The organism is Streptomyces sp. F001, from assembly GCF_004187715.1.
Classification (GTDB): Bacteria; Actinomycetota; Actinomycetes; order Streptomycetales; family Streptomycetaceae; genus Streptomyces; species Streptomyces flavusporus.
In genome coordinates, this window is the sequence record NZ_QZWF01000001.1 from 1,007,089 (window position 1) to 1,029,647 (window position 22,559).

The following is a 22,559-nucleotide window of genomic DNA, read 5'->3' on the forward strand; positions in this document are numbered from 1 at the left end:
CTCCTGAGGGACTAGCAGGCCGGTTCCCTGACGGGAACCGGCCTGCTGTGGACCGACCAGTGTACGACGTATCCGATCAGCGTGCGTTGAAGTACTTCGCCTCGGGGTGGTGGATCACGATGGCGTCCGTGGACTGCTCGGGGTGCAGCTGGAACTCCTCGGACAGCCGGACCCCGATCCGCTCCGGCTCGAGCAGGTCGGCGATCTTCGCCCGGTCCTCCAGGTCCGGGCAGGCGCCGTAGCCGAGCGAGAAACGCGCTCCCCGGTACTTCAGCGCAAACATGTCCTCCATGTCGGCCGGGTCCTCCCCGGCGAAGCCCAGCTCGGCCCGCACGCGCGCGTGCCAGTACTCGGCGAGGGCCTCGGCCAACTGCACGGACAGACCGTGGAGTTCGAGGTAGTCGCGGTAGGAGTCGGACTCGAACAGCCGGGCCGTCTCCTCCCCGATCCGCGAGCCCACCGTGACGACCTGGAGCCCGACCACATCCGTCTCGCCGGCCTCTTCCGGGCGGAAGAAGTCGGCCAGACACAGCCGGCGGCCGCGGCGCTGACGCGGGAAGGTGAACCGGGTGCGCTCGTTGCCCGCGTCGTCCAGGATGATCAGGTCGTCGTCCTTGGACACGCACGGGAAGTAGCCGTACACCACGGCCGCCTCGAGCAGGTTCTCGGTCTGGAGGCGGTCCAGCAGGCCGCGCAGCCGGGGCCGGCCCTCGCTCTCGACGAGTTCCTCGTAGGAGGGGCCCTCGCCGGTGCGGGCCTGCTTCAGCCCCCACTGGCCCTTGAACAGGGCGCCCTCGTCCAGCCAGGACGCGTACTCCTTGAGCTGGATGCCCTTGACGACGCGGGTGCCCCAGAACGGCGGCGTCGGGACGGGGTTGTCGGTGGCGACGTCGGAGCGGACGTGCCCCTCTTCCGGACGCTCCTCGACGACAGCGGTGGCGGTGGCCCGCACCCGGCGCTGCCTGAGCTCCGGCAGCTTCGCGCCGGGCACGCCCCGCTTGACGCCGATCAGGGCGTCCATCAGGCGCAGGCCCTCGAAGGCGTCCCGGGCGTAGCGGACCTCGCCCTCGTAGATCTCGTGCAGGTCCTGCTCGACGTAGGCGCGGGTGAGGGCGGCGCCGCCGAGGATGACCGGGTAGTCGGCGGCCAGGCCCCGGGCGTTGAGCTCCTCCAGGTTCTCCTTCATGATCACCGTGGACTTCACCAGCAGCCCGGACATGCCGATGACATCGGCCCGGTGCTCCTGGGCAGCGTCCAGGATCGCCGAGACCGGCTGCTTGATGCCCAGGTTGACCACGTTGTAGCCGTTGTTGGACAGGATGATGTCGACCAGGTTCTTGCCGATGTCGTGCACGTCGCCGCGCACGGTGGCCAGCACGATGGTGCCCTTGCCGTCCGCGTCGGTCTTCTCCATGTGCGGCTCGAGATGGGCGACGGCGGCCTTCATCACCTCGGCGGACTGCAGCACGAACGGCAACTGCATCTGCCCGGACCCGAACAGCTCACCGACCACCTTCATGCCGTCCAGCAGGGTGTCGTTGACGATGTCCAGCGCCGGGCGGTCCTGCAGGGCCTCGGTGAGGTCGGCCTCCAGGCCGTTGCGCTCGCCGTCGATGATGCGCCGCTTGAGGCGCTCCTCCAGCGGCAGCGCGGCCAGTTCCTCCGCCTTGCCCGCCTTCAGCGACTTGGCGGTGGCGCCCTCGAACAGTGCCATCAGCTTCTGCAGCGGGTCGTAGCCGTCACGGCGGCGGTCGTAGATCAGGTCGAGGGCAGTGGTGACCTGCTCGTCGTCGAAGCGGGCGATCGGCAGGATCTTCGACGCGTGCACGATCGCCGAGTCCAGGCCCGCCTTGACGCACTCGTCGAGGAAGACGGAGTTGAGCAGGATCCGGGCGGCCGGGTTCAGACCGAAGGAGATGTTCGACAGGCCGAGCGTGGTCTGCACATCGGGGTGACGGCGCTTCAGCTCGCGGATCGCCTCGATGGTGGCGATGCCGTCGCCCCGGGACTCCTCCTGCCCGGTGCAGATCGTGAAGGTCAGACAGTCGATGAGGATGTCCGACTCGTGGATGCCCCAGTTGCCGGTCAGATCGGCGATCAGACGCTCGGCGATCTCGACCTTCTTCTCAGCCGTACGGGCCTGGCCCTCCTCGTCGATGGTCAGGGCGATCAGCGCGGCGCCGTGCTCCCGGGCCAGCTCCGTGACCTTCGCGAACCGCGACTCGGGCCCGTCACCGTCCTCGTAGTTCACCGAGTTGATGACCGCCCGGCCACCCAGCTTCTCCAGGCCCGCCCGGATCACGTCGACCTCGGTGGAGTCCAGCACGATCGGCAGCGTCGAGGCGGTCGCGAACCGGCCGGCCAGTTCCTCCATGTCGGCGACGCCGTCCCGGCCGACGTAGTCCACGCACAGGTCGAGCATGTGCGCGCCCTCACGGATCTGCTCCCGGGCCATCTCCACACAGTCGTCCCAGCGGCCCTCCAGCATCGCCTCACGGAACTTCTTGGACCCGTTGGCGTTCGTCCGCTCACCGATCGCCAGATACGAGGTGTCCTGACGGAACGGCACCGACTGGTACAGGGACGCGGCGCCCGGCTCCGGACGCGGACTGCGCTCGCTCGGCGTGGTGTCCCGGACCCGCTCCACGACCTGCCGCAGATGCTCCGGCGTCGTACCGCAGCAGCCGCCCACCAACGACAGCCCGTAGTCCCGGACGAAGTTCTCCTGCGCATCGGCGAGTTCCGGCGCGGTGAGCGGGTAGTGGGCGCCCTCGGCCGTCAGCACGGGCAGGCCGGCGTTCGGCATGCAGGACAGCGGGATGCGGGAGTGGCGGGCCAGGAAGCGCAGGTGCTCGCTCATCTCGGCCGGGCCGGTCGCGCAGTTCAAGCCGATCATGTCGATGCCGAGCGGCTCCAGCGCCGTCAGCGCCGCGCCGATCTCGGAGCCGAGCAGCATGGTGCCGGTGGTCTCGACGGTGACCGAGACGATCAGCGGTACGTCGTAGCCGGCCGTCCGCATCGCCCGGCGGGCGGCGACGACCGAGGCCTTGGTCTGGAGCAGGTCCTGCGTGGTCTCCACGAGCAGCGCGTCCGCGCCGCCCGCGAGGAGGCCCTCGGCGTTCTGCTGGTAGGCGTCGCGGATCGCGGCGAAGGTGGTGTGGCCGAGGGTGGGCAGCTTGGTGCCGGGGCCCATCGAGCCGAGCACCCAGCGCTGCTGCCCGGTGCGCTGCGCGAACTCGTCGGCGGTCTCACGGGCGATCCGGGCACCTGCCTCGGACAGCTCGTGGACGCGGTCGGCGATGTCGTACTCGCCGAGAGCGCTGAGGTTCGCGCCGAAGGTGTTGGTCTCCACACAGTCCACGCCCGCGGCGAAGTACTCGGCATGCACCGAGCGCACGATGTCCGGGCGGGTGACGTTCAGGACCTCGTTGCAGCCCTCGAGGTGCTGGAAGTCCTCGAGGGTGGGTTCCTGGGCCTGGAGCATGGTGCCCATCGCCCCGTCGGCTACCACCACTCGGGTGGCGAGCGCCTCACGCAGGGCGGACACGCGGGTCCGGCTGTCGGTGGAACTGTCGGTGGAAGGGGTCTGCGGCAACGAGGCCATGTATGGGCTCCCTGAAGTGCGACGGCTGTCGGCTTTGCGCTTGCTGTCCAGAGCCCGCGCGGGCTTTGGACGAGGGCGCACGCCGCCAGGGTAGCCGGGACCCGGGGCCTATGGTCAGGGGCGTCCACGAGACGGACCACGATGGCGGCCGGGTCACCGCCGGTGGACGTGTGACGCAACAACTGCCGACCGACCATTGGCGGCAGATCGGCATCGACAGGTAGTGTTCGGCATTGCCGAACAGCGGACATAGTCGAACATCGGCGAACAGCGAGGCGGACGTCGTGGCTCGACGGTCGCACAGGGGACGGAGGCAGAACGGCGATGGCACGGAACATCCAGTCGCTCGAACGGGCGGCCGCGATGCTGCGCCTGCTCGCGGGCGGCGAGCGACGGCTGGGTCTGTCCGACATCGCCTCGGCCCTCGGCCTCGCCAAGGGCACGGCCCACGGCATCCTGCGCACCCTCCAGCAGGAGGGCTTCGTCGAGCAGGACGACGCCTCCGGGCGCTACCAGCTGGGCGCCGAGCTGCTGCGCCTGGGCACCACGTACCTGGACGTGCACGAGCTGCGCGCGCGGGCCCTGGTGTGGACGGACGACCTGGCCCGCTCCAGCGGGGAGAGCGTCTATCTGGGGGTGCTGCACCAGCAGGGCGTACTGATCGTGCATCACGTCTTCCGGCCCGACGACAGCCGGCAGGTGCTGGAGATCGGGGCCATGCAGCCGCTGCACTCCACCGCCCTGGGCAAGGTCCTGTCGGCGTACGACCCGGTCGCGCACAGCGAGGCACTGGAGAGCGACCGCAAGGCGTTCACCGACCGCACCGTGTGCGAACTGGACGACTTCGAGCACATTCTCGACATCACGCGCGCGCGTGGCTACGCGGCGGACGTCGAGGAGACCTGGGAGGGCGTCGCCTCCGTCGCCGCACCCATCCACGACCGGCGGCGCATGCCGGTCGGCGCGGTCGGCGTCACGGGTGCCGTGGAGCGGCTGCGCCCGGACGGCGAGCTGCGCCCCGAGCTGATCGCGGCGGTACGGGACTGTGCCCGCGCGGTCTCGCGGGACCTGGGCGCCGGACGGTTCTGACGCACATATCCAAGCAAGCCGGGGCGTCAGTACGGCGTCCCGGCTTTCGATCTACCCTAAAAACGAACATATAGGGCAGATTCCGACACATCCGCCCCAGAGGTCGACAACTCACAGCGATCAATAACGATCGCGTTTTCGACAACAGAACTCTTGACGTGCGCGTAACGCCGAAGCAAGACTCCCGTCCATCGGTCGGCATTGTCGAACACCTAACGGCAATACGCGCTAGAGTGTGACAACGCCAAGGGCTGGTATCGCCCTCACTGCGAGGGCTCGCGGACCCCGGAAGGGACTCGGGGTTCGGCTTCCCTGGACGAAGGACAAAGGAGTCGCGGGTGTCCAGCTCCGACATCTTCATCGGCGAGACCATCGGTACCGCCATACTCATCCTGCTCGGCGGTGGCGTCGTTGCCGCCGTCGTTCTCAAGGCCTCCAAGGCCCGCAACGCCGGCTGGCTCGCGATCACCTTCGGGTGGGGTTTCGCCGTGCTGACGGCCGTCTACATCTCGGCGCCGCTGTCCGGCGCCCACCTCAACCCGGCGGTCACACTCGGTATCGCGATCAAGGACAGCGACTGGAGCAACCTCCCGGTCTACTGGGGCGGACAGCTGCTCGGCGCCATGATCGGCGCGACGCTGGTCTGGCTCGCCTACTACGGCCAGTTCCACGCGCACCTCACCGACAAGGAGATCGTCGGCGGTCCGGACGCGGAGACCACGCAGGCCAAGGCCGTCGAGGCGCAGGAGAAGGGCGCAGGACCGGTCCTGGGCGTCTTCTCCACCGGCCCCGAGATCCGGAACGCGGTGATGAACCTCACGACGGAGATCATCGGCACGTTCGTGCTGGTCCTCGCCGTCCTCACGCAAGGTCTCAACGACAACGGCAACGGCCTCGGCGCCGTCGGCGGTCTGATGGTCGCCCTCGTCGTGGTCGGCATCGGCCTCTCCCTCGGCGGCCCGACCGGCTACGCCATCAACCCGGCCCGCGACCTCGGTCCGCGTATCGTGCACGCCCTCCTGCCTCTGCCCAACAAGGGCGGTTCCGACTGGTCCTACGCATGGGTCCCGGTGGTCGGTCCGCTGATCGGCGCCGCCATCGCGGCAGGCATCTACAACGTCGCTTTTGCTTAGAACCGGGTCCGTCCGCTCTCGCAGCCGCAAGCATGACGCCGTAACCCGAGCCCCAGCCCCAAGGACTTCCAGGAGCACACAGTGACCGACGCACACACCGCCGGCCCGTTCATCGCCGCCATCGACCAGGGGACCACCTCCTCCCGCTGCATCGTCTTCGACCGTGACGGCCGGATCGTCTCCGTCGACCAGAAGGAGCACGAGCAGATCTTCCCGAAGCCGGGCTGGGTCGAGCACAACGCCACCGAGATCTGGACCAACGTCCAGGAGGTCGTCGCCGGCGCCATCGAGAAGGCCGGCATCACCCGCGACGACATCAAGGCCATCGGCATCACCAACCAGCGCGAGACCACCGTGCTGTGGGACAAGAACACCGGTGAGCCCGTCCACAACGCCATCGTCTGGCAGGACACCCGCACCGACGCCCTGTGCCGGGAACTCGGCCGCAACGTCGGCCAGGACCGCTTCCGCCGCGAGACCGGCCTTCCCCTCGCGTCCTACTTCTCCGGCCCCAAGGCCCGCTGGCTGCTCGACAACGTCGAGGGCCTGCGCGAGCGCGCCGAAGCCGGGGACATCCTCTTCGGCACCATGGACACCTGGGTCATCTGGAACCTGACCGGCGGTGTCAACGGCGGCCACCACGTCACCGACGTCACCAACGCCTCCCGCACCATGCTGATGAACCTCCACACCATGGAGTGGGACGAGAAGATCGCCGAGTCGATCGGCGTACCGCTGCAGATCCTCCCCGAGATCCGCTCCTCCGCCGAGGTCTACGGCGAGATCACCGGTGGCAAGCTGGGCGACCTGCTCGGCGGCATCCCGGTCGCCTCCGCGCTCGGCGACCAGCAGGCGGCCCTGTTCGGCCAGACCTGCTTCGCCGAGGGCGAGACCAAGTCGACGTACGGCACCGGCACCTTCATGGTGATGAACACCGGCGACAAGATCATCAACTCCTACAGCGGACTGCTGACCACCGTCGGCTACCAGATCGGCGGCGAGCAGCCGGTCTACGCCCTGGAGGGCTCGATCGCCGTCACCGGTGCGCTGGTGCAGTGGATGCGCGACCAGATGGGCCTGATCTCCACCGCCGCCGAGATCGAGACGCTCGCGCTGTCGGTCGAGGACAACGGCGGCGCCTACTTCGTGCCGGCCTTCTCCGGTCTGTTCGCCCCGTACTGGCGCTCCGACGCCCGCGGTGTGATCGCCGGCCTGACCCGGTACGTCACCAAGGCGCACCTCGCCCGCGCCGTCCTGGAGGCCACCGCCTGGCAGACGCGGGAGATCGCCGACGCCATGACCAAGGACTCCGGCGTCGAGCTGACGGCCCTCAAGGTCGACGGCGGCATGACCTCCAACAACCTGCTGATGCAGACGCTCGCCGACTTCGTGGACGCCCCCGTGGTGCGCCCGATGGTCGCCGAGACCACCTGCCTCGGCGCCGCCTATGCCGCCGGTCTCGCCGTCGGCTTCTGGAACAGCACCGACGACCTGCGTGCCAACTGGCGCCGGGCCGCCGAGTGGACCCCCCGCATGGACGCGGAGATCCGCGACCGTGAGTACAAGAGCTGGCTCAAGGCCGTCGAACGGACCATGGGCTGGCTCGACGAGGACGAGAGCTGACGAGAGCTCAAAAGAGCTCCACCTAGCTGACGAGGAGCAACAACCCACCATGACCAGCCAGTCCACCCTGCAGTCCGTGCCTGCCCTGGGGACACGCCCGGCCTCCGGCTCCAACCCGAGCCGCGCCGAGACCCGGGAGCAGCTCTCCAGGGCGTCGTACGACCTTCTCGTGATCGGCGGCGGCATCCTGGGCATCTCCACCGCCTGGCATGCCGCGCAGTCCGGGCTCAGGGTGGCCCTGGTCGACGCCGGCGACTTCGCCGGCGCCACCTCCTCCGCCTCCTCCAAGCTGCTCCACGGCGGTCTGCGCTACCTGCAGACCGGCGCGGTGAAGCTGGTGGCGGAGAACCACTTCGAGCGCCGTGCGGTCTCCCGCCAGGTGGCCCCCCACCTGGCGAACCCGCTCACCTTCTACCTCCCCGTGTACAAGGGCGGCCCGCACGGCGCCGCGAAGCTGGGGGCCGGTGTCTTCGCCTACTCGATGCTGTCGGCCTTCGGTGACGGCGTCGGACACCTGCTCTCCCCCGCCAAGGCCCAGGCGGACGTGCCCGAGCTGCGCACCGAGAACCTCAAGGCCGTGGCCGTGTACGGCGACGACCAGATGAACGACGCGCGGATGGCCCTGATGACGGTCCGCGCGGCCGTCGAGTCGGGCGCGGTCGTCCTCAACCACGCCGAGGTGACCGGACTGCGCTTCACCAACGGCCGGGTGACCGGCGCCGAGCTCAAGGACCGCCTGTCCGGTGACGAGTTCGGGGTGAGCGCCCGCCTTGTACTGAACGCGACCGGCCCGTGGGTCGACCACCTGCGCCGTATGGAGGACCCGAATGCCGCCCCGTCGATCCGCCTGTCGAAGGGCGCACATCTGGTCCTGAAGCGCACCTCCCCCTGGAAGGCCGCGCTCGCCACCCCGATCGACAAGTACCGCATCACCTTCGCCCTCCCCTGGGAGGACATGCTGCTGCTCGGCACGACCGACGAGGTGTACGAGGGCGACCCGGCCGATGTCTCGGTCAACGACAAGGACATCGCCCAGATCCTGGACGAGGCCGCGTTCTCCATCCGCGACCAGCAACTCGACCGTGACCTGATCACCTACGCCTTCGCGGGTCTGCGAGTGCTGCCGGGCGGCCCCGGCGACACCGCGAAGGCCAAGCGCGAGACGGTGGTCACCGAGGGCCGCGGCGGGATGCTGTCCGTGGCGGGCGGCAAGTGGACGACCTTCCGCCACATCGGTCGGACGATCATGAAGAAGCTGGAGACGCTGCCGGGCCGCCCGCTGGGTGAGGACTTCGAGCCGATCTCCACGCTGCCGAAGAAGCTGCCGCTGCCAGGTGTCGCCAACCCCCGCGCGGTCGCTCACCGGCTGCTGGTCGACCGTCCGGCGCCCGGCCCGCGCATGGCGGCCGACACCGCCAGGCACCTGGCCACGCACTACGGTTCGCTGGCCTTCGACATCGCCCGGCTCGCCAACGAGAACCCGGAGCTGGCCGAGCGGGTCCACCCCGACGCCCCGGAGATCTGGGCGCAGGTCGTCTGGGCCCGCGATCACGAGTGGGCCGAGACGCAGGACGACGTGCTGCGCCGCCGTACGACACTGACGATCCGCGGCCTGGCCACGGACGAAGTCCGTACGAAGGTCCAGGACCTGCTCGACAAGAAGTAACGCCCGCACAGCGAAGGGGGCGGCTCCACGCCGACGGAGCCGCCCCCTTTCCCCGTCGGTCGGCGGACGGCACCCCCATAATGTGCTGAGACATCGGAGGCCTGAGCTACAGGGAGGCCGGTCATGGCAGTGACTGACGAGGCGATCGAGAAGATCAAGGGCATGATCGTCTCCGGTGCGCTGCGTCCCGGTGACCGGCTGCCCAAGGAGAGCGAACTCGCCGCCGACCTGGGGCTGTCCCGCAACTCCCTGCGCGAGGCGGTACGCGCACTGTCGCTGATCCGGATCCTGGACGTGCGGCAGGGCGACGGGACGTATGTGACGAGCCTGGATCCGCAACTGCTCCTGGAGGCCATGAGCTTCGTCGTCGACTTCCACCGCGACGACACGGTGCTGGAGTTCCTGGCCGTGCGCCGCATCCTGGAACCGGCCGCCACGGCGATGGCGGCCGGCCGCATCGGCGAACGGGAACTCGACACCCTGGCGGCCCAGTTGGACGCCCTGGGCGGGAATCCCTCGGTGGAGGAGCTCGTCTCCTGCGACCTGGAGTTCCACCGGAGCATCGTGCAGGCCTCCGGCAACTCGGTGCTGTGTTCCCTGCTCGACGGCCTGTCCGGGCCGACCACCCGGGCCCGGATCTGGCGCGGCCTGACCCAGCAGGACGCGGTCAGCCGCACCCTGCACGAGCACCGCGCCATCCTCGCCGCCCTGCGCGACGGCGACGCGGAGGCGGCCCGTTCCTGGGCCACGGTGCACATCGCGAGCGTGGAGCAGTGGCTGCGCAGCACCCTGTGAGCCAGGCCCGTGGGCCGGCGACAGCTCGGATGAATCGTGGGGTGTTCCGGGGTGGCGAACGGGGCAGTGATCCGTTCACTCCCCCGTGCAAGGGGGCTGCGGGCGCCCCCGCCGCACGCCGTAAGGTTGGGTCGTTAGGCGAGGGCACGTCGGAAGGAGGCACTGGGTGATCGAGCTCGAGGGAGTTCCCGAGCTGATCGACCCGGTCATGGTGGCCGCGTTCGAGGGCTGGAACGATGCCGGCGACGCCGCCTCCACCGCGGTCGCGCATCTCGAGAGGGAGTGGAAGGGCGAGGTCTTCGCGGCGCTGGACGCGGAGGACTACTACGACTTCCAGGTGAACCGGCCCACGGTGTGGATGGACGCCGGCGTCCGCAAGATCACCTGGCCGACGACAAGGTTGTCGGTGGTCCGGGTCGGCGGTGACAAGCCGCGTGATCTGGTGCTGGTGCGCGGTATCGAACCGTCCATGCGCTGGCGCTCGAGCTGCTCGGCTTCGCGCACGAGCTGGGCGTGGAGCTGGTGGTGATCCTGGGCGCCCTGCTCGGCGACACCCCGCACACCCGTCCGGTTCCGATCAGCGGGACCACGTCCGACACGGACCTGGCCCGCCGGATGGACCTGGAGGAGACCAAGTACGAGGGCCCCACGGGCATCGTCGGCGTCCTCCAGGAGGCCTGCACGCATGCGGGTGTACCGGCGGTGTCGCTGTGGGCGGCGGTGCCGCACTACGTGTCGCAGCCGCCCAACCCGAAGGCGACGCTGGCCCTCCTCAACCGCCTGGAGGACCTGATCGGCGTGCACATCCCGCTGGGCGAGCTGCCCGAGGACGCTCGCGCCTGGCAGGTGGGGGTGGACCAGCTGGCCGCCGAGGACAGCGAGGTCGCGGAGTACGTCCAGACGCTGGAGGAAGCGCGGGACACCGCCGAGCTGCCGGAGGCGTCGGGCGAGGCGATCGCCCGCGAGTTCGAGCGGTACCTGCGGCGCCGGGACGGCGGCACCCCGCCCGGCGGGCACGCCACGGCGGACGGCGGGGACAGCCCGCCGTATCTGCGGGACAACCCGGGCGGCCGGACCCGGCCGCCGAAGCCGGGCAACGACGACGAGGATTCGCCCGAGGAGTGAGTACGCAGCGCGAATGGGCCGCTTCCCCCCTGCGGAGGAAGCGGCCCACTGCGTTGACCGATGGTGCCGGCCGGCGTCTTACAGGGCCACGCCCAGCAACGCATCCACCGCACGCGTCACCACACCGGGGGCGCCGGTGTCCGTGCCGCCCTGCTCGTGCTGCGCGGTGGCCCAGCGGTCGACCGCGGCGAGCGCGGACGGCGCGTCCAGGTCGTGGGCGAGAGCCTCGCGGATCTCCTCGACCAGCGCGTCGGCGCTCGGCCCGTCGGGGCGGGAGACAGCCGAGCGCCAGTGGTCGAGCCGCGCCTGGGCGTCCCGCAGCACCTGGTCGGTCCACTCCCAGTCGGCCCGGTAGTGGTGGGCGAGCAGCGCGAGCCGGATGGTGGCCGGGTCGACGCCGTCCCGGCGCAGCCGGGAGACGAAGACGAGGTTGCCCTTGGACTTGGACATCTTCTCGCCGTCGAGGGCGACCATGCCGGCATGCACATACGCCTTGGCCATGGGGAACTCGCCGGTCAGCACCTGGGCGTGCGAGGCGCCCATCTCGTGGTGGGGGAAGGCGAGATCGGAGCCGCCGCCCTGCACGTCGAAGCCCATCCCGAGGTGGTCGAGGGCGATCGCGACGCACTCGATGTGCCACCCGGGCCGGCCGCGGCCGAGCGAGCCGCCGTCCCAGCTGGGCTCGCCCTCACGGGCCGCCATCCACAGCATCGGGTCGACGGGGTTCTTCTTGCCCGGACGGTCCGGGTCGCCGCCCCGCTCGGCGGAGAGCAGCCGCATGGCGGCAGCGTCCAGGTTCGAGACGTTGCCGAAGTCGGGGTCGGACTCGACGGAGAAGTAGATGTCCCCCTCGAGTTCGTAGGCGGCGCCCATGTCCCGCAGTCGCTCCACCAGCGGCACGATGCCGGGTATCGCCTCGACCGCGCCTATGTAGTGCTGCGGCGGCAGCATCCGCAGGGCGGTCATGTCCTCACGGAACAGCGCGGTCTCCCGCTCGGCGAGGGCGACCCAGTCGATACCGTCGCGATCCGCCCGCTGCAGGAGCGGATCGTCGACGTCGGTGACGTTCTGGACGTAGTGCACCTGCCGCTTGGTGTCGAGCCACACGCGTTGCACGAGGTCGAACGCGTTGTAGGTCGCCGCGTGACCCATGTGGGTCGCGTCGTACGGCGTGATGCCGCAGACGTAGATACGGGCGACGGGACCGGGGGCGAGGGTGACGAGGCCACCGGTCGCTGTGTCGTGGATCCGGAGGTCGCGGCCCTTGCCGGGCAGGGCGGGGACCTCAGAAGCGGGCCAGGCATGCATGTCTTGAGCCTAACCGGACTGGAGTTCCGTATACGAACCGGACCAGGCCGGATGGCCGGGAAGGCACTCTTGCGCGGCCCGGCCCCGTGTGCAGACAGGCCCTACACGGGCGGCCACGGGATGGCCGGCCACTCCCCGTTCGGCTCGGGGTGCACTCCCGAAGCGAGGAGTACGTCCACCCGCGCGCGCGTGGCGTCGATTTCGGGGCCGGTGATCAGCGCGGCCAGCCGCTCGGCAAGCGCCCCGCCCGCCTTCAGCTCCTTGCGGAGCCGCTGGAGCACCTCGACGGCCTCCGCGGTGAGCGACTCCCCCGCCCACCCCCACAGCAGCGTGCGCAGCTTGTTCTCGGCGTTGAAGGTGACCCCGTGGTCGATGCCGTACAGCCGCCCGTCGCCGGACGGCAGCAGGTGCCCGCCCTTGCGGTCCGCGTTGTTGATCACAGCGTCGAGCACGGCGAGCCGCCGCAGCCGCTCGTCGTCCGCGTGCACCAGCAGCGCGGTCTTCCCGTCCCCGACCTCGGCGAAGCCGATCGCCTTCCAGCCGGACCCGGGCTCCTCGGCGTCGATGAGCGCGAGCAGCTCGCCGTCCGGCTGCGCCTCGATCCACAACTGGCACATGCCCTCGCCGTACGGCCCGTCGCGCAGCACGGTGGGCGGTACGAGCCCCCACCCGGTCGCCTCGGAGACCTCGTACGCGGCCACCTCGCGCTGGGCGAGGGTGCCGTCGGGGAAGTCCCACAGGGGCCGCTCTCCGGCGACGGGCTTGTAGACGCAGGCTGCCTCCCGCCCGTCGTGGGTCACCGTGCAGTACAGCGCCGCGTTGGAGGCGTCCCGGATACGTCCGCGCACGGTCAGCTCGCCGGCTGCGAGCAGCGCGGCGTCCGCTGCGCTGCTCGCAGTGGCTGCCGTCATGCTCCGCGGCGGTATCCGTTCTGGCGCGGACATACGTGTCCTTCCGGGTCGAGCGGCAGGCTGCACAGGGGGCACGGCGGCCGGCCGGCGTTGACGACGTCGAGGGCGCGCTTGGCGAAGGCGCGGGCCTGCGCGCCGGTGAGCCGGACCCGCAGCATCGGGGGACCGTTCTCCTCGTCCTGGAGCAGCCTTTCCTCCGCCTCGGCGAGGTCCTCCTCGGAGTCGGCGTCGAGCTCCACGAGGGCCTGCGCCTCGACGATCATGCGCTGCTCCTCGCCGTCCCAGGCGAGGGCCATGGTGCCGACCCGGAACTCCTCCTCGATGGGGGTGTCCAGGGGGCCGGTGTCGGTGATCTCGGTGGGCACCACGGCCGGCACCGCCGCGCTGCCGCCGCTGCGGCGCACCACCTCGTCCAGCAGTTCGTCCATGCGCTCGGCGAGCGCGGCGACCTGGGTCTTCTCCAGGGCCACGCTGGTCACCCGGGATCCGGCCGTGGCCTGGAGGAAGAACGTACGGCGCCCGGGCAGTCCGACCGTACCGGCCACGAAGCGGTCCGGGGGGTCGTAGAGGAACACCTGACGGGACACGTCCTGTCTCCATTGATTCGTGGGTCGACATCGACATCGGGACCGACCGGCCGCCGTGCGGACGCTCGGCTGCGAACAAGTACGGCGCTACTGCGACCGCTTCACCCTACTGCGGCGGACGATCACGGTGCGCCCGCACCGCCCCCGACCGGTGCGTCCCCGCCCGGAGGTTCCTCGTGCGGCACCAGGGACGCGAAGTCACCCGTGTCTCCGAGGCGCACGAGAAACGGCCTGAGACGGGTGTAGCGGATCGCGGTGATGGAACACGGTTCCACGGCAATCCGCTGGAACAGGTCGAGATGAAGTCCTAGTGCGTCCGCGACGAGGGACTTGATGATGTCGCCGTGCGAGCACATCAGGTACACGGCGTCGGGGCCGTGATCACGCTCCACGCGCGCGTTCCACTCGCGTACCGCCTCGGCGGCCCGGGTCGCCATCGACCGCATCGACTCGCCTGCGGGGAACGCGGCCGTCGACGGATGCGCCTGCACGACCTCCATCAGCGGCTCGTCCTTGAGCTCGGCGAGCTTGCGTCCGGACCAGTCGCCGTAGTGGCACTCCCCGATCCGCTCGTCGGTGTGGACGGGCAGCCCGGGACGGGCGTCGAGCAGCGGCCGGATCGTCTCCTGGCAGCGTTGCAGCGGGCTGGTGACCACCTCGGCGATCGGCAGCTCGGCGAGCCGCCCGGGCAGTGCGGCGGCCTGCGCGGCCCCGCGCTCGTCGAGAGCGACACCGGGCGTCCAGCCGGCGAGCACTCCCTCGGTGTTGGCGGTGGAACGTCCGTGCCGGACCAGGATCAACGTGGGCATGCGGCCCAGGGTAGGCGCACGCCGCCCGCCGCAGGGGCCCGGAGTCCCCGCGGGGGCGGCCAGGGCCGAGATCCCCACGGTGATCGTGGGGATCTACGGCGGCGTATCGGCGGTCATCGGACTCATGGCCGCCCTGGAGGTGAGGCCCGGCCTGCTCCGGCGTCAGGCGAATTCGGGTGCAGCGGCCGCGGGGCCGCCGAGGGCGTTGCGGCGCTCCGGCATCTTCAGGGACACCATGCGCCGCCAGCCGCCGAGCCGCTCGTACCAGTACACGGCGTGGATGCCGAACGCGAGCACCGCCGCCTTCGGCTTCGACCAGCCGAGGATGCGGCCCATGTGGGCCATGACCGCGAGACTGACGTCGCGGTAGATCCGGATCTCCGCGAGCGCGCACTCACGCAGGGTCCGCTGGATGGCCCGGCCGTGCCCGGCGTACGCGAAGCGCAGCAGTTCCTCGTGGCAGTAGGCGAGGTGGTTGTCCTCGTCGTTGGAGATCATCCTGACCGCACGGCCGAGGTCGGGGTGGTCGCCGAAGTACTTGCGCAGCATCTCCATCTCCTCGGAGGCGCGCTGTTCGGTGACCCGGCTGTGCGAGAGGTACGTGATGATGTCCTGGACGGTGAGCGGCTCGTCGCGCCCCAGCTTGTCGTGGGCGAGGCCGATGCCGTTCTGCTCCAGAAGCATGGTGTAGTCGGTCTCGGACGGTACGGGGACGGGTTCGAGGCCGCGCTTCTTCATCAGGGCGTTGAAGATCCGCCCGTGCTTGTCCTCGTCCGCACCGTGGCGGGTGATCTTGGGGGCGAGTTCGCGCTCACCGGCGGGGACGAGCGCGGCGATGCGGGCGTTCTCCCAGCCGCCCTGTGCCTCACCGCTGGCCGCGATGGAGCAGAACAGCCGGAAGGACTCGTCGTTGTCGAGGATCTCCTGGAACAGACTCTTGGCCGAAAGCATCTGTGGGCACCTCTCTGCAGGATTCCGCAAAGAACGAGTCAAAGGGGCGCGCCAGGGTGGTGCAACAGTTCTGTCGGACAACTCAGCCAAAAGAAGGACCGACGGGGTCGCGTCGGGTGCGTAACCGCGCGCGTGTCGGCGCGTTGTTCCCGCTGACGGCCGCGGCGGGGAAGACCCCGAGCCCCCACCACGGCCGCTGAGACTTATCCACGTGAGACTTGTCCACGCCTGCGACGAGGTGCGGTTACGCGAGCCCGGCCCGCTCCAGGGCCTCCGAACCGGCCCGCAGTGAGGCGAGCCGCTCGTCCAGGGTGAAGCCCGCGGGGGCCAGGCTGAGCGTGGTGACTCCCGCCTCGGCGTAGGCCTTCATCCGGTCGGCGATCCGGTCCACGGAGCCGAGCAGCGTGGTCTGGTCGATCAGCTCGTGCGGTACGGCGGCCGCGGCGCCCTGCTTGTCGCCGGACAGGTACTTCTCCTGGATCTCGGCGGCCTCCTTCTCGTAGCCCATGCGCTGGGCGAGCTGGTTGTAGAAGTTCTGCTTGGGGCTGCCCATGCCGCCGACGTACAGCGCGGTGTACGGGCGGAAGGTGTCGGCGAGGGCCGTCACGTCCTTGTCGTCGCCGACGGCGAGGGGCAGGGTGGGGCAGACGTCGAAGCCGTCCATGGTCTTGCCGGCCTTCTCGCGGCCTGCCCGCAGGTGCTTGATCGCGGTGTCCTCGAGGTGGGCCGCGGAGGGGAAGATCAGGAGGGCGCCGTCGGCGATCTCGCCGGTCTGTTCGAGGTTCTTGGGGCCGATCGCGGCGATGTAGAGCGGGATGTGCTCACGCTGCGGGTGGACCGTGAGCTTGATCGGCTTGCCGGGGCCGCCGGGGAGGGGAAGGGTCCAGTGCGTGCCCTCGTAGGTGAGGCGTTCGCGGGTCATGGCCTTGCGGACGATCTCGACGTACTCGCGGGTGCGGGCGAGGGGCTTGTCGAACTTGACGCCGTACCAGCCCTCGGAGACCTGCGGGCCGGAGACGCCCAGGCCGAGGCGGAAACGGCCGCCGGACAAGGAGTCGAGGGTGGCGGCGGTCATGGCGGTCATCGCGGGCTGGCGGGCCGGGATCTGGAAGATGGCCGAGCCGACGTCGATGCGCTCCGTCTGGGCGGCGACCCAGGTGAGCACGGTGGCGGCGTCGGAGCCGTAGGCCTCGGCGGCCCAGCAGACGGCGTAGCCGAGGCGGTCGGCCTCCTGGGCGACGGCGAGATTGTCCGCGTCCATTCCGGCGCCCCAGTAGCCGAGGTTGATCCCGAGCTGCATGGCCTTCCCCTTACTGATCAGTAACGTCCTTTGTGGCGTCGACATTAGCGTGAGGGTGGTGGATCGCCCAGATTGTGGGTGGGGTGCGGGCGTGCGGGGCCGGGAAATCGGTTGTCCACAGGCCCCCACGGCACCAGTTCCGGCCAGTAATCTCGGCGCTCATGGAGCAGAGGCATCTCGGCCGTACCGGCCTGCGTGTGTCCCGTATCGGACTCGGCACCCTGACCTGGGGGCGGGACACCGATGAGCATGATGCCGCGGACCTGTTGAAGACGTTCTGGGAAGCCGGCGGGACACTCGTGGACACCGCGGACGTCTACGGGGACGGGGAGGCCGAGTATCTGCTCGGGCGTCTCATGGAAGGGCTGGTGCCGCGGCGGGACCTGGTCATCTCGACCAAGGCCGGGAGCGTACCGGATCCGGACCGGCGGTTCGACGGGTCGCGGGGGCATCTGCTGGCCGCGCTGGACGCCTCGCTCGCGCGACTCGGTACCGACTATGTCGATCTGTGGCACGTCCACGCCTTCGACCCGGGCACGCCCCTGGAGGAGACGCTCCAGGCGCTGGACATCGCGGTGAGCAGCGGCCGGGCGCGGTATGCGGGCGTGTCCAACTTCTGCGGCTGGCAACTGGCGAAGGCCGCGACCTGGCAGCTAGCAGCGCCCGGTCTGCGGACCCGGCTGGCGAGTACGCAGATGGAGTACTCGCTGCTGCAGCGCGGCGTCGAGCGGGAGGTGCTGCCGGCCGCGGTGGATCTGGGCCTCGGGCTGTTGCCGTCGTCGCCGTTGGGGCGTGGTGTGCTGACGGGCAAGTACCGCGGCGACGCCATGCCGCCGGACTCACGGGGCGCCTCGGAGCACCTGGCACTCTTCGTCGAGCCGTACCTCGACGACACGGCCGGCCGCATCGTGGACGCCGTGGCGACCGCGGCGGACGGGCTGGCCGTCACCCCGCTCCAGGTGGCCCTGGCCTGGGTCCGGGACCGGCCCGGCGTGGTCGCCCCGATCGTCGGCGCGCGCAACGCGCAGCAGCTCACAGGGGCATTGTCAGTGGAGGCGCTTAGTCTTCCTGACGAGATCTGCCGGGCGCTCGACGATGTGTCGGCGCCCGTGCACCGCTATCCCGATCACGACTGGAGCACGCTGTGAGCACGGACCCGGAGACCACCGAGGACGCCGCGCCGGAGACCCCGGGCGCACCGGCGGAGGGCGGCGCCCCGGAGACCGAGGCCGCACAGGACGCCCAGGACACCCAGGGCACGAGCGCCGCCGCCGGTGAGTTGTCGGAGGCGGAGGCCGAGCTGGCTGCCCAGCGGGTCGAGCGGGAGCGGATCGAACGGCGCAAGGCGGAGAAGAAGGCGCCCATCGAGGCCGGGACCAAGCTCAGCGGGACCGCCGCCGATCTGCTGGCAGCCGTCCGCGCCGTGGAGAGCGGCGAGAAGCCTCCCGCCGCCGTCTTCGAGGAGCCCCCGCCCCGGCGGCCGGCTCGGGAGCCGGTGCAGCGGCCGCAGCCGGTGACCCCCACCGCCGCCCCGGCCCCCGCGGCGGAGCTCGTGGAGTCCGTACGGCGGGTGCTGAGCGACGGTGGCGCTCCCGAGGCGCTCGGTCCGCAGGTCGCCGCGGTGCTGGGCGAGGGTGCGGACGATCTGCTGCGCGCCGATCCGTGGCAGTTGCTGCGGGTCGGCGGAGTGCGCCCCGAGCAGGCCGACGGGTTCGCGCGGGCCCTGCTGGGCGCTCGGTGCGGGCCCGACGACGAGCGGCGGGGCCGGGCCGTCACCGTCTGGCTGCTGGAACAGGCGGCGCTCGCCGGGCACACCGCCCTGGAGATGCCGGCGCTCGTCGCCGCCCTGGCCCAGCGGAGCGTGCCCGACCCGGACGCGGCCGTGCAGAGCGCCCTGGCGGAGGGCGAGGCCCTGGCGTTCCAGGACGGCCTGGAGGAGTCGGGCGAGGACGAGGAGGCGGGCGAGGAGCGCCCTGTGCGGGTGCTCGTCGGGCTGGAACGGTACGCGCTCGCGGAGGAGAGCCTCGCCGACGGTCTGGCCCGCCTGATCAACTCGGTGCCCAAGGAGGACGGTTCGGCCGAGGAGTGGGAGCGGGCCGCGCCGGCCGCCGAGGGGTCGGCCGCCGAGCTGATCCGCGCGGTCGCCCGGCACGGGCTGGTGCTGCACACGGGTGGTGAGGCGGGCCGGGCCGAGGCCGCGGCGCTGGTGGATGCGGCGCGTGGTGTGGGCCTGCGTGTCTGGGCCGCCACCCACAGTCCCGTCGGCCGGGGGCGGTTCGCGGAGCTGGTGCGGGAGGAGTCCGGGGTCGCCACCGTCGCCGGGCTGCTGTCCGGTGCCGAGGGGCCGGGGCGCGAGCCGGACGGTGCGCTGGACCTCGATCTCCTGGTCGTGCTCGACGCGCCCCAGCTCGATGTGGAGGCCGCGGCCCTGCTCACCGAGTCGCTGCCGGACGGTGCCCGGCTGGTGCTGTCCGGGGATCCGGCGGTGCTGTGGTCCGTGGGGCCCGGGCGGGTGTTCGCGGATCTGCTGGCGGTGCGCAGGTGCCCCCAGGTCGCCTCGCGGCGGCCGGACCCCGGTCCGCTGGGCGAGTTGGTCTCCGGCATCGGCGTGGGCGAGCTGCTCCAGGTCGACGCGCCGGGCAAGGAGGTCGTGATCGTGCCGGTGCGGGACGCGGGTGAGGCCGTGCACCGGACCGTGCAGCTCGTTGCGGACTCGGTGCCGCGGGCGATCGGCGTGCCCACCGAGCAGACGGTGGTCATCACGCCGGGGCATGGCGGCGCTGCCGGGACGCGTGCGCTGAACGCCGCGCTGAAGGAGCGGCTCAATCCCGGTCCCGGCCGGTTCGGCGGCTTCGACGCCGGGGACCGGATCGCCTACTCCCCCACGCCGGGACGTACGGTGCCGGGCCAGGTGGTCGGGGCCGACGCCGCGGGGCTTCATCTGTCGTGCTCCGGCGAGAGCGTCGTCGTACCGAAGGAGCGGGTGGAGCAGTCCGTCCGGCACGGGTGGGCGCTGACGGCGCACCAGGCGGTGGGCGGCCGGTGGCCCGCCGTGGTGGTGGTGCTGCCCGGGGATGCCGCGCAGGCCCTCAGCCGCCCGTGGGTGTACACGGCGTTCGGGCGGGCGCAGCGCCATCTGTCGGTGGTGCACGGTGTGGAGCAGGCCCTGCCGCGCGCTGTCGCAGAAACCCCGGCAAAGCCCCGCACAACCCGCCTGCCCCTGCTCCTGACCGTGCAGGTGCCGACGGCCGGCTGAGCGGCCGCAGGTGCGGCTTCAGGAGCCCGCCCACCGGCGTTGTGGCTGGGCAGGGCTGGGTCGCGCGGCCCGGCGCTGACGGGGTGCCCCCAGAGGGGGGACCCCAGCGCCCACCTCCCCCACGCTCGGCTTCGCTCGCGCCGGGGGGGAACCCCATGAGCGGGGCCCCATCGCCCTGGGGGCGCCTCCCAGGCCCTTAAGGCACTGGGGGAGGCATGACTGCCCGCAGCTCCACCGGGGGACGAGCTCAGCGGTCCGCGTCCAGAGGTTCCAGGTCCTCGTCCCCGTCCAGCTCCGGTTCGTCCTCGAGATCGTCGTCGGTCTCTTCCTCGTCCTCGAGATCCTCGAGATCCTCGATGTCCTCGAGGTCGTCGATCTCGTCGTCGAAGACCGCGCTGACGTCGAAGCGGCAGACCACGTGCTGCGGATCGATGCTCTCGAAGGGTGCCTCCAGCCACTCGCCGGGGCCGGCCGGTTCCTCCGCGGCCGTGACCCACAGTGTGGAGTCGCCTTCCTCCAGCCCGAACTCCTTGTGGCGGGAGGCGATCTCGTCCGGTTCGAACTCCCCGAAGAGGGTGCCCAACGCCCCGTGGACCGTGCCGACGGCCTCCTCGCCCGTACCCTCGTCGTCGGCCGCCTCGATCCGCTGGGCCTGCGCCAGCAGTCGCTGTGGTTCCGCCACCGCGTAGTCGCGGCGGATCAGCACACTGAGCGCGTTCGGTTCCTCGGGACCCGTGTACGGCGGCAGCGTTTCCTCCGCACCGGGGATCTCGAAGGGTGTGACCTCGTCGTAGCGGTCGTAGAGCAGCTCGTCGTACGCCTCTGCGGCCGCGGCCAGCTGGTTGAACGCCTCGTAGACGGCCGGGTCGTCCTCGCCCGACCTGCGTTCGACCGCGGCCAGATGGCGGTCGAGCGCGGTCTTGATCGCCTCGGCGGCGGCGCGTACCTCAGCAGCGGTGGGCTGCGCAGCATCAGACATAGTGCAGACGCTATCCGTACCCGGCCTGTGCCCGCACAATAGATTCGATGCCGGAATACGAATTTGTCGACGTGTACGTGCCGCGCGGGGTCTCCCGCAAGGACACCACACGCTTGCTGACGGACCATGCCGAGTACGGACACTGGGAGTTGCATCGCCTGAGCCTGCTGCGCGACGGCAGTCGCAGGGTGCGGTTGCGGCGGCGGATCATCCGCCAGGTGCGCGCCACCTGGTGAGCTGAGGTGCCGAAGTGGAGCGGACCCCCGTGGCGGGGCCCGATCCACTTCGGGTTGCGCTCTTATGCCGACGCCCGCGCCCGGCGGTACAGGACCGCCCCGCCCAGCAGCGCGCCCGCGCCCAGTGAGACGGCGGCGCCGATCGGCAGCTCGCTGCCCGTTTCGGCGAGCGCACCGGTGCCGCGGGGCTGCGCGACGGACCGGCCGCCGGGCCGGTTGCCGTCGGTGGAGCCGTCGTCACCCGGCGTCTCGCCGCCCGGCGTGGGCGGGTTGCTCGGGGTGCCGGGCTCCTCCGGGTCACCGGGGTTGCCCGGGTTGCCCGGGTTTTCCGGCGTCCCGGGCGGCGTCGTACCGTCGCCGCCCCCGGGCGGGGTGGTGTGACCGCCGCCGGAGCCGTCGTTCGCGCAGTCGTTGCCGACGGCGGTGTTGCCGACGCCGATGACATCGACGCTGTTGCCGCAGACGTTGACCGGCACGTGCACCGGCGCCTCGACGTGGTTGCCCGAGCCGACGCCCGGAGAGCCGTCGGCGTGCCCGCCGGCCTGCGCACCGGAGCCGTCCGTGTCGCCGTGGCCGCCGGACGAGTCGTTGTCGTTGCTGTGATTGGCGCAGGAGTTGCCGGCCGACGGGTTGAGCACCCCGACGACGTTGACGGTGTTGCCGCAGACGTTGACCGGTACGTGCACCGGCGCCTGCACGGTGTTGCCGGAGAGCACTCCGGGCGAGTTCGAACTGGAGCCGCTCGCACCCGAGTCGGCGTGGGCGTGGCCGCCCGCCGCGGCGAACACGCCGGTCGCGGCCGCCACGGTCATCAGGCCCTTGCGGGTAATCTGTCGCATTGCTGAATCTCTGCCTTCCCCCTCATGACCAACGTGAAAAGACCGGTCGGTCCCGGAGCGCATTGGGCGCGTTCCGGGACCGACGGCATGGACGAACCTCAGAAAGGCAGCGTCACTTGTTGATGCAGGTGTTGCCGAAGGCGGGGTTCAGCAGGCCGATCACGGAGACCGTGTTGCCGCAGACGTTCACGGGAATGTGCACGGGAGCCTGAACAACGTTGCCGGACGCGATGCCCGGGGAGTGCACGGCAGCACCCTGAGCACCGGAGTCGGCGACGGCCATGCCCGCGCCCGCGAGAACCAGCCCACCGGTGGCAGCCGCAGCAGCGACGACCTTCTTGATCATTA

18 protein-coding genes and 1 pseudogene are annotated in these 22,559 nt (G+C 70.9%); 9 read left to right on the forward strand and 10 right to left on the reverse strand.

The window, feature by feature from the left end; genetic code table 11:
* Positions 1 to 76: 76 nt before the first annotated feature.
* A complete protein-coding gene (gene metH / locus StrepF001_RS04680; protein WP_129796978.1) occupies positions 77 to 3,604 on the reverse strand; it encodes a methionine synthase in 3,528 nt (1,175 codons plus the stop codon).
* 324 nt (positions 3,605 to 3,928) lie between these two features.
* On the opposite strand from metH, the gene StrepF001_RS04685 reads away from it, so the two are divergent.
* The 6 genes and pseudogenes from StrepF001_RS04685 to StrepF001_RS04710 all read left to right on the forward strand — a co-directional run bounded on the left by StrepF001_RS04685 (position 3,929) and on the right by StrepF001_RS04710 (position 11,035).
* Positions 3,929 to 4,693 (forward strand): IclR family transcriptional regulator, encoded by a 765-nt coding sequence (locus StrepF001_RS04685; RefSeq protein ID WP_129796979.1) that lies wholly within the window; start codon positions 3,929 to 3,931, stop codon positions 4,691 to 4,693.
* Between the two features lie 338 nt (positions 4,694 to 5,031).
* Positions 5,032 to 5,826 carry an MIP/aquaporin family protein gene (locus tag StrepF001_RS04690; RefSeq protein WP_129796980.1) on the forward strand — a complete coding sequence of 265 codons (795 nt, stop codon included), beginning with the start codon at positions 5,032 to 5,034 and terminating at the stop codon, positions 5,824 to 5,826.
* 81 nt (positions 5,827 to 5,907) lie between these two features.
* Positions 5,908 to 7,449: a glycerol kinase GlpK gene (gene glpK / locus StrepF001_RS04695; protein WP_129796981.1), complete on the forward strand. Its 1,542-nt coding sequence runs from the start codon at positions 5,908 to 5,910 to the stop codon at positions 7,447 to 7,449.
* A gap of 49 nt (positions 7,450 to 7,498) precedes the next feature.
* Positions 7,499 to 9,115, forward strand: a complete 1,617-nt coding sequence (locus StrepF001_RS04700) for a glycerol-3-phosphate dehydrogenase/oxidase (protein ID WP_129796982.1) — start codon at positions 7,499 to 7,501, stop codon at positions 9,113 to 9,115.
* A 123-nt stretch (positions 9,116 to 9,238) separates the two neighbouring features.
* Positions 9,239 to 9,910: a FadR/GntR family transcriptional regulator gene (locus StrepF001_RS04705; RefSeq protein WP_129796983.1), complete on the forward strand. Its 672-nt coding sequence runs from the start codon at positions 9,239 to 9,241 to the stop codon at positions 9,908 to 9,910.
* A gap of 166 nt (positions 9,911 to 10,076) precedes the next feature.
* A pseudogene (locus StrepF001_RS04710) lies at positions 10,077 to 11,035 on the forward strand (PAC2 family protein).
* A 78-nt stretch (positions 11,036 to 11,113) separates the two neighbouring features.
* On the opposite strand, the gene mshC reads toward StrepF001_RS04710, so the two are convergent.
* From mshC to StrepF001_RS04740, 6 genes are all read right to left on the reverse strand, one after another.
* Positions 11,114 to 12,343, reverse strand: a complete 1,230-nt coding sequence (mshC, locus tag StrepF001_RS04715; RefSeq protein WP_129796984.1) for a cysteine--1-D-myo-inosityl 2-amino-2-deoxy-alpha-D-glucopyranoside ligase — start codon at positions 12,341 to 12,343, stop codon at positions 11,114 to 11,116.
* A gap of 101 nt (positions 12,344 to 12,444) precedes the next feature.
* A complete protein-coding gene (locus StrepF001_RS04720) occupies positions 12,445 to 13,287 on the reverse strand; it encodes an SCO1664 family protein (protein WP_165396159.1) in 843 nt (280 codons plus the stop codon).
* Complete coding sequence (locus tag StrepF001_RS04725; protein WP_129796986.1) at positions 13,251 to 13,841, reverse strand: DUF3090 domain-containing protein; 591 nt, start codon at positions 13,839 to 13,841, stop codon at positions 13,251 to 13,253. The genes StrepF001_RS04720 and StrepF001_RS04725 overlap by 37 nt, the downstream gene beginning before the upstream one ends.
* 122 nt (positions 13,842 to 13,963) lie before the next feature.
* Entirely contained in the window at positions 13,964 to 14,650 is a 687-nt protein-coding gene (locus tag StrepF001_RS04730) for a histidine phosphatase family protein (RefSeq protein WP_129796987.1), read from the reverse strand.
* Between the two features lie 162 nt (positions 14,651 to 14,812).
* Positions 14,813 to 15,601: a ferritin-like domain-containing protein gene (locus StrepF001_RS04735; RefSeq protein WP_129796988.1), complete on the reverse strand. Its 789-nt coding sequence runs from the start codon at positions 15,599 to 15,601 to the stop codon at positions 14,813 to 14,815.
* A 244-nt stretch (positions 15,602 to 15,845) separates the two neighbouring features.
* Positions 15,846 to 16,901 carry an LLM class F420-dependent oxidoreductase gene (locus tag StrepF001_RS04740; RefSeq protein ID WP_129796989.1) on the reverse strand — a complete coding sequence of 352 codons (1,056 nt, stop codon included), beginning with the start codon at positions 16,899 to 16,901 and terminating at the stop codon, positions 15,846 to 15,848.
* A gap of 161 nt (positions 16,902 to 17,062) precedes the next feature.
* On the opposite strand from StrepF001_RS04740, the gene StrepF001_RS04745 reads away from it, so the two are divergent.
* Positions 17,063 to 18,049 (forward strand): aldo/keto reductase, encoded by a 987-nt coding sequence (locus StrepF001_RS04745; protein WP_129796990.1) that lies wholly within the window; start codon positions 17,063 to 17,065, stop codon positions 18,047 to 18,049.
* Entirely contained in the window at positions 18,046 to 20,157 is a 2,112-nt protein-coding gene (locus StrepF001_RS04750; RefSeq protein WP_129796991.1) for a helix-hairpin-helix domain-containing protein, read from the forward strand. Before StrepF001_RS04745 ends, StrepF001_RS04750 begins: the two co-directional genes overlap by 4 nt.
* A 247-nt stretch (positions 20,158 to 20,404) precedes the next feature.
* Here the strand turns inward: StrepF001_RS04750 and StrepF001_RS04755 are convergent, their stop codons facing one another.
* Positions 20,405 to 21,136, reverse strand: coding sequence for a hypothetical protein (locus tag StrepF001_RS04755; protein ID WP_129796992.1), 732 nt, complete (start codon positions 21,134 to 21,136; stop codon positions 20,405 to 20,407).
* Between the two features lie 47 nt (positions 21,137 to 21,183).
* On the opposite strand from StrepF001_RS04755, the gene StrepF001_RS04760 reads away from it, so the two are divergent.
* A complete protein-coding gene (locus tag StrepF001_RS04760) occupies positions 21,184 to 21,372 on the forward strand; it encodes a DUF5703 family protein (protein ID WP_129796993.1) in 189 nt (62 codons plus the stop codon).
* A 62-nt stretch (positions 21,373 to 21,434) separates the two neighbouring features.
* On the opposite strand, the gene StrepF001_RS04765 is transcribed toward StrepF001_RS04760, so the two are convergent.
* Positions 21,435 to 22,211, reverse strand: a complete 777-nt coding sequence (locus StrepF001_RS04765) for a chaplin (RefSeq protein ID WP_129796994.1) — start codon at positions 22,209 to 22,211, stop codon at positions 21,435 to 21,437.
* Between the two features lie 112 nt (positions 22,212 to 22,323).
* Positions 22,324 to 22,557, reverse strand: a complete 234-nt coding sequence (gene chpH / locus StrepF001_RS04770; protein WP_129796995.1) for a chaplin ChpH — start codon at positions 22,555 to 22,557, stop codon at positions 22,324 to 22,326.
* Positions 22,558 to 22,559 lie beyond the last annotated feature (2 nt).

Coding starts and splice junctions, on each gene's coding strand:
- StrepF001_RS04760 (WP_129796993.1), top strand. CDS start 21,184: ATGCCGGAATACGAATTTGTCGACGTGTACGTGCCGCGCGGGGTCTCC.
- chpH (WP_129796995.1), bottom strand. CDS start 22,557: ATGATCAAGAAGGTCGTCGCTGCTGCGGCTGCCACCGGTGGGCTGGTT.
- StrepF001_RS04745 (WP_129796990.1), top strand. CDS start 17,063: ATGGAGCAGAGGCATCTCGGCCGTACCGGCCTGCGTGTGTCCCGTATC.
- StrepF001_RS04705 (WP_129796983.1), top strand. CDS start 9,239: ATGGCAGTGACTGACGAGGCGATCGAGAAGATCAAGGGCATGATCGTC.
- mshC (WP_129796984.1), bottom strand. CDS start 12,343: ATGCATGCCTGGCCCGCTTCTGAGGTCCCCGCCCTGCCCGGCAAGGGC.
- StrepF001_RS04735 (WP_129796988.1), bottom strand. CDS start 15,601: ATGCTTTCGGCCAAGAGTCTGTTCCAGGAGATCCTCGACAACGACGAG.
- StrepF001_RS04765 (WP_129796994.1), bottom strand. CDS start 22,211: ATGCGACAGATTACCCGCAAGGGCCTGATGACCGTGGCGGCCGCGACC.
- StrepF001_RS04700 (WP_129796982.1), top strand. CDS start 7,499: ATGACCAGCCAGTCCACCCTGCAGTCCGTGCCTGCCCTGGGGACACGC.
- StrepF001_RS04685 (WP_129796979.1), top strand. CDS start 3,929: ATGGCACGGAACATCCAGTCGCTCGAACGGGCGGCCGCGATGCTGCGC.
- metH (WP_129796978.1), bottom strand. CDS start 3,604: ATGGCCTCGTTGCCGCAGACCCCTTCCACCGACAGTTCCACCGACAGC.
- StrepF001_RS04720 (WP_165396159.1), bottom strand. CDS start 13,287: ATGTCCGCGCCAGAACGGATACCGCCGCGGAGCATGACGGCAGCCACT.
- StrepF001_RS04755 (WP_129796992.1), bottom strand. CDS start 21,136: ATGTCTGATGCTGCGCAGCCCACCGCTGCTGAGGTACGCGCCGCCGCC.
- StrepF001_RS04740 (WP_129796989.1), bottom strand. CDS start 16,901: ATGCAGCTCGGGATCAACCTCGGCTACTGGGGCGCCGGAATGGACGCG.
- StrepF001_RS04730 (WP_129796987.1), bottom strand. CDS start 14,650: ATGCCCACGTTGATCCTGGTCCGGCACGGACGTTCCACCGCCAACACC.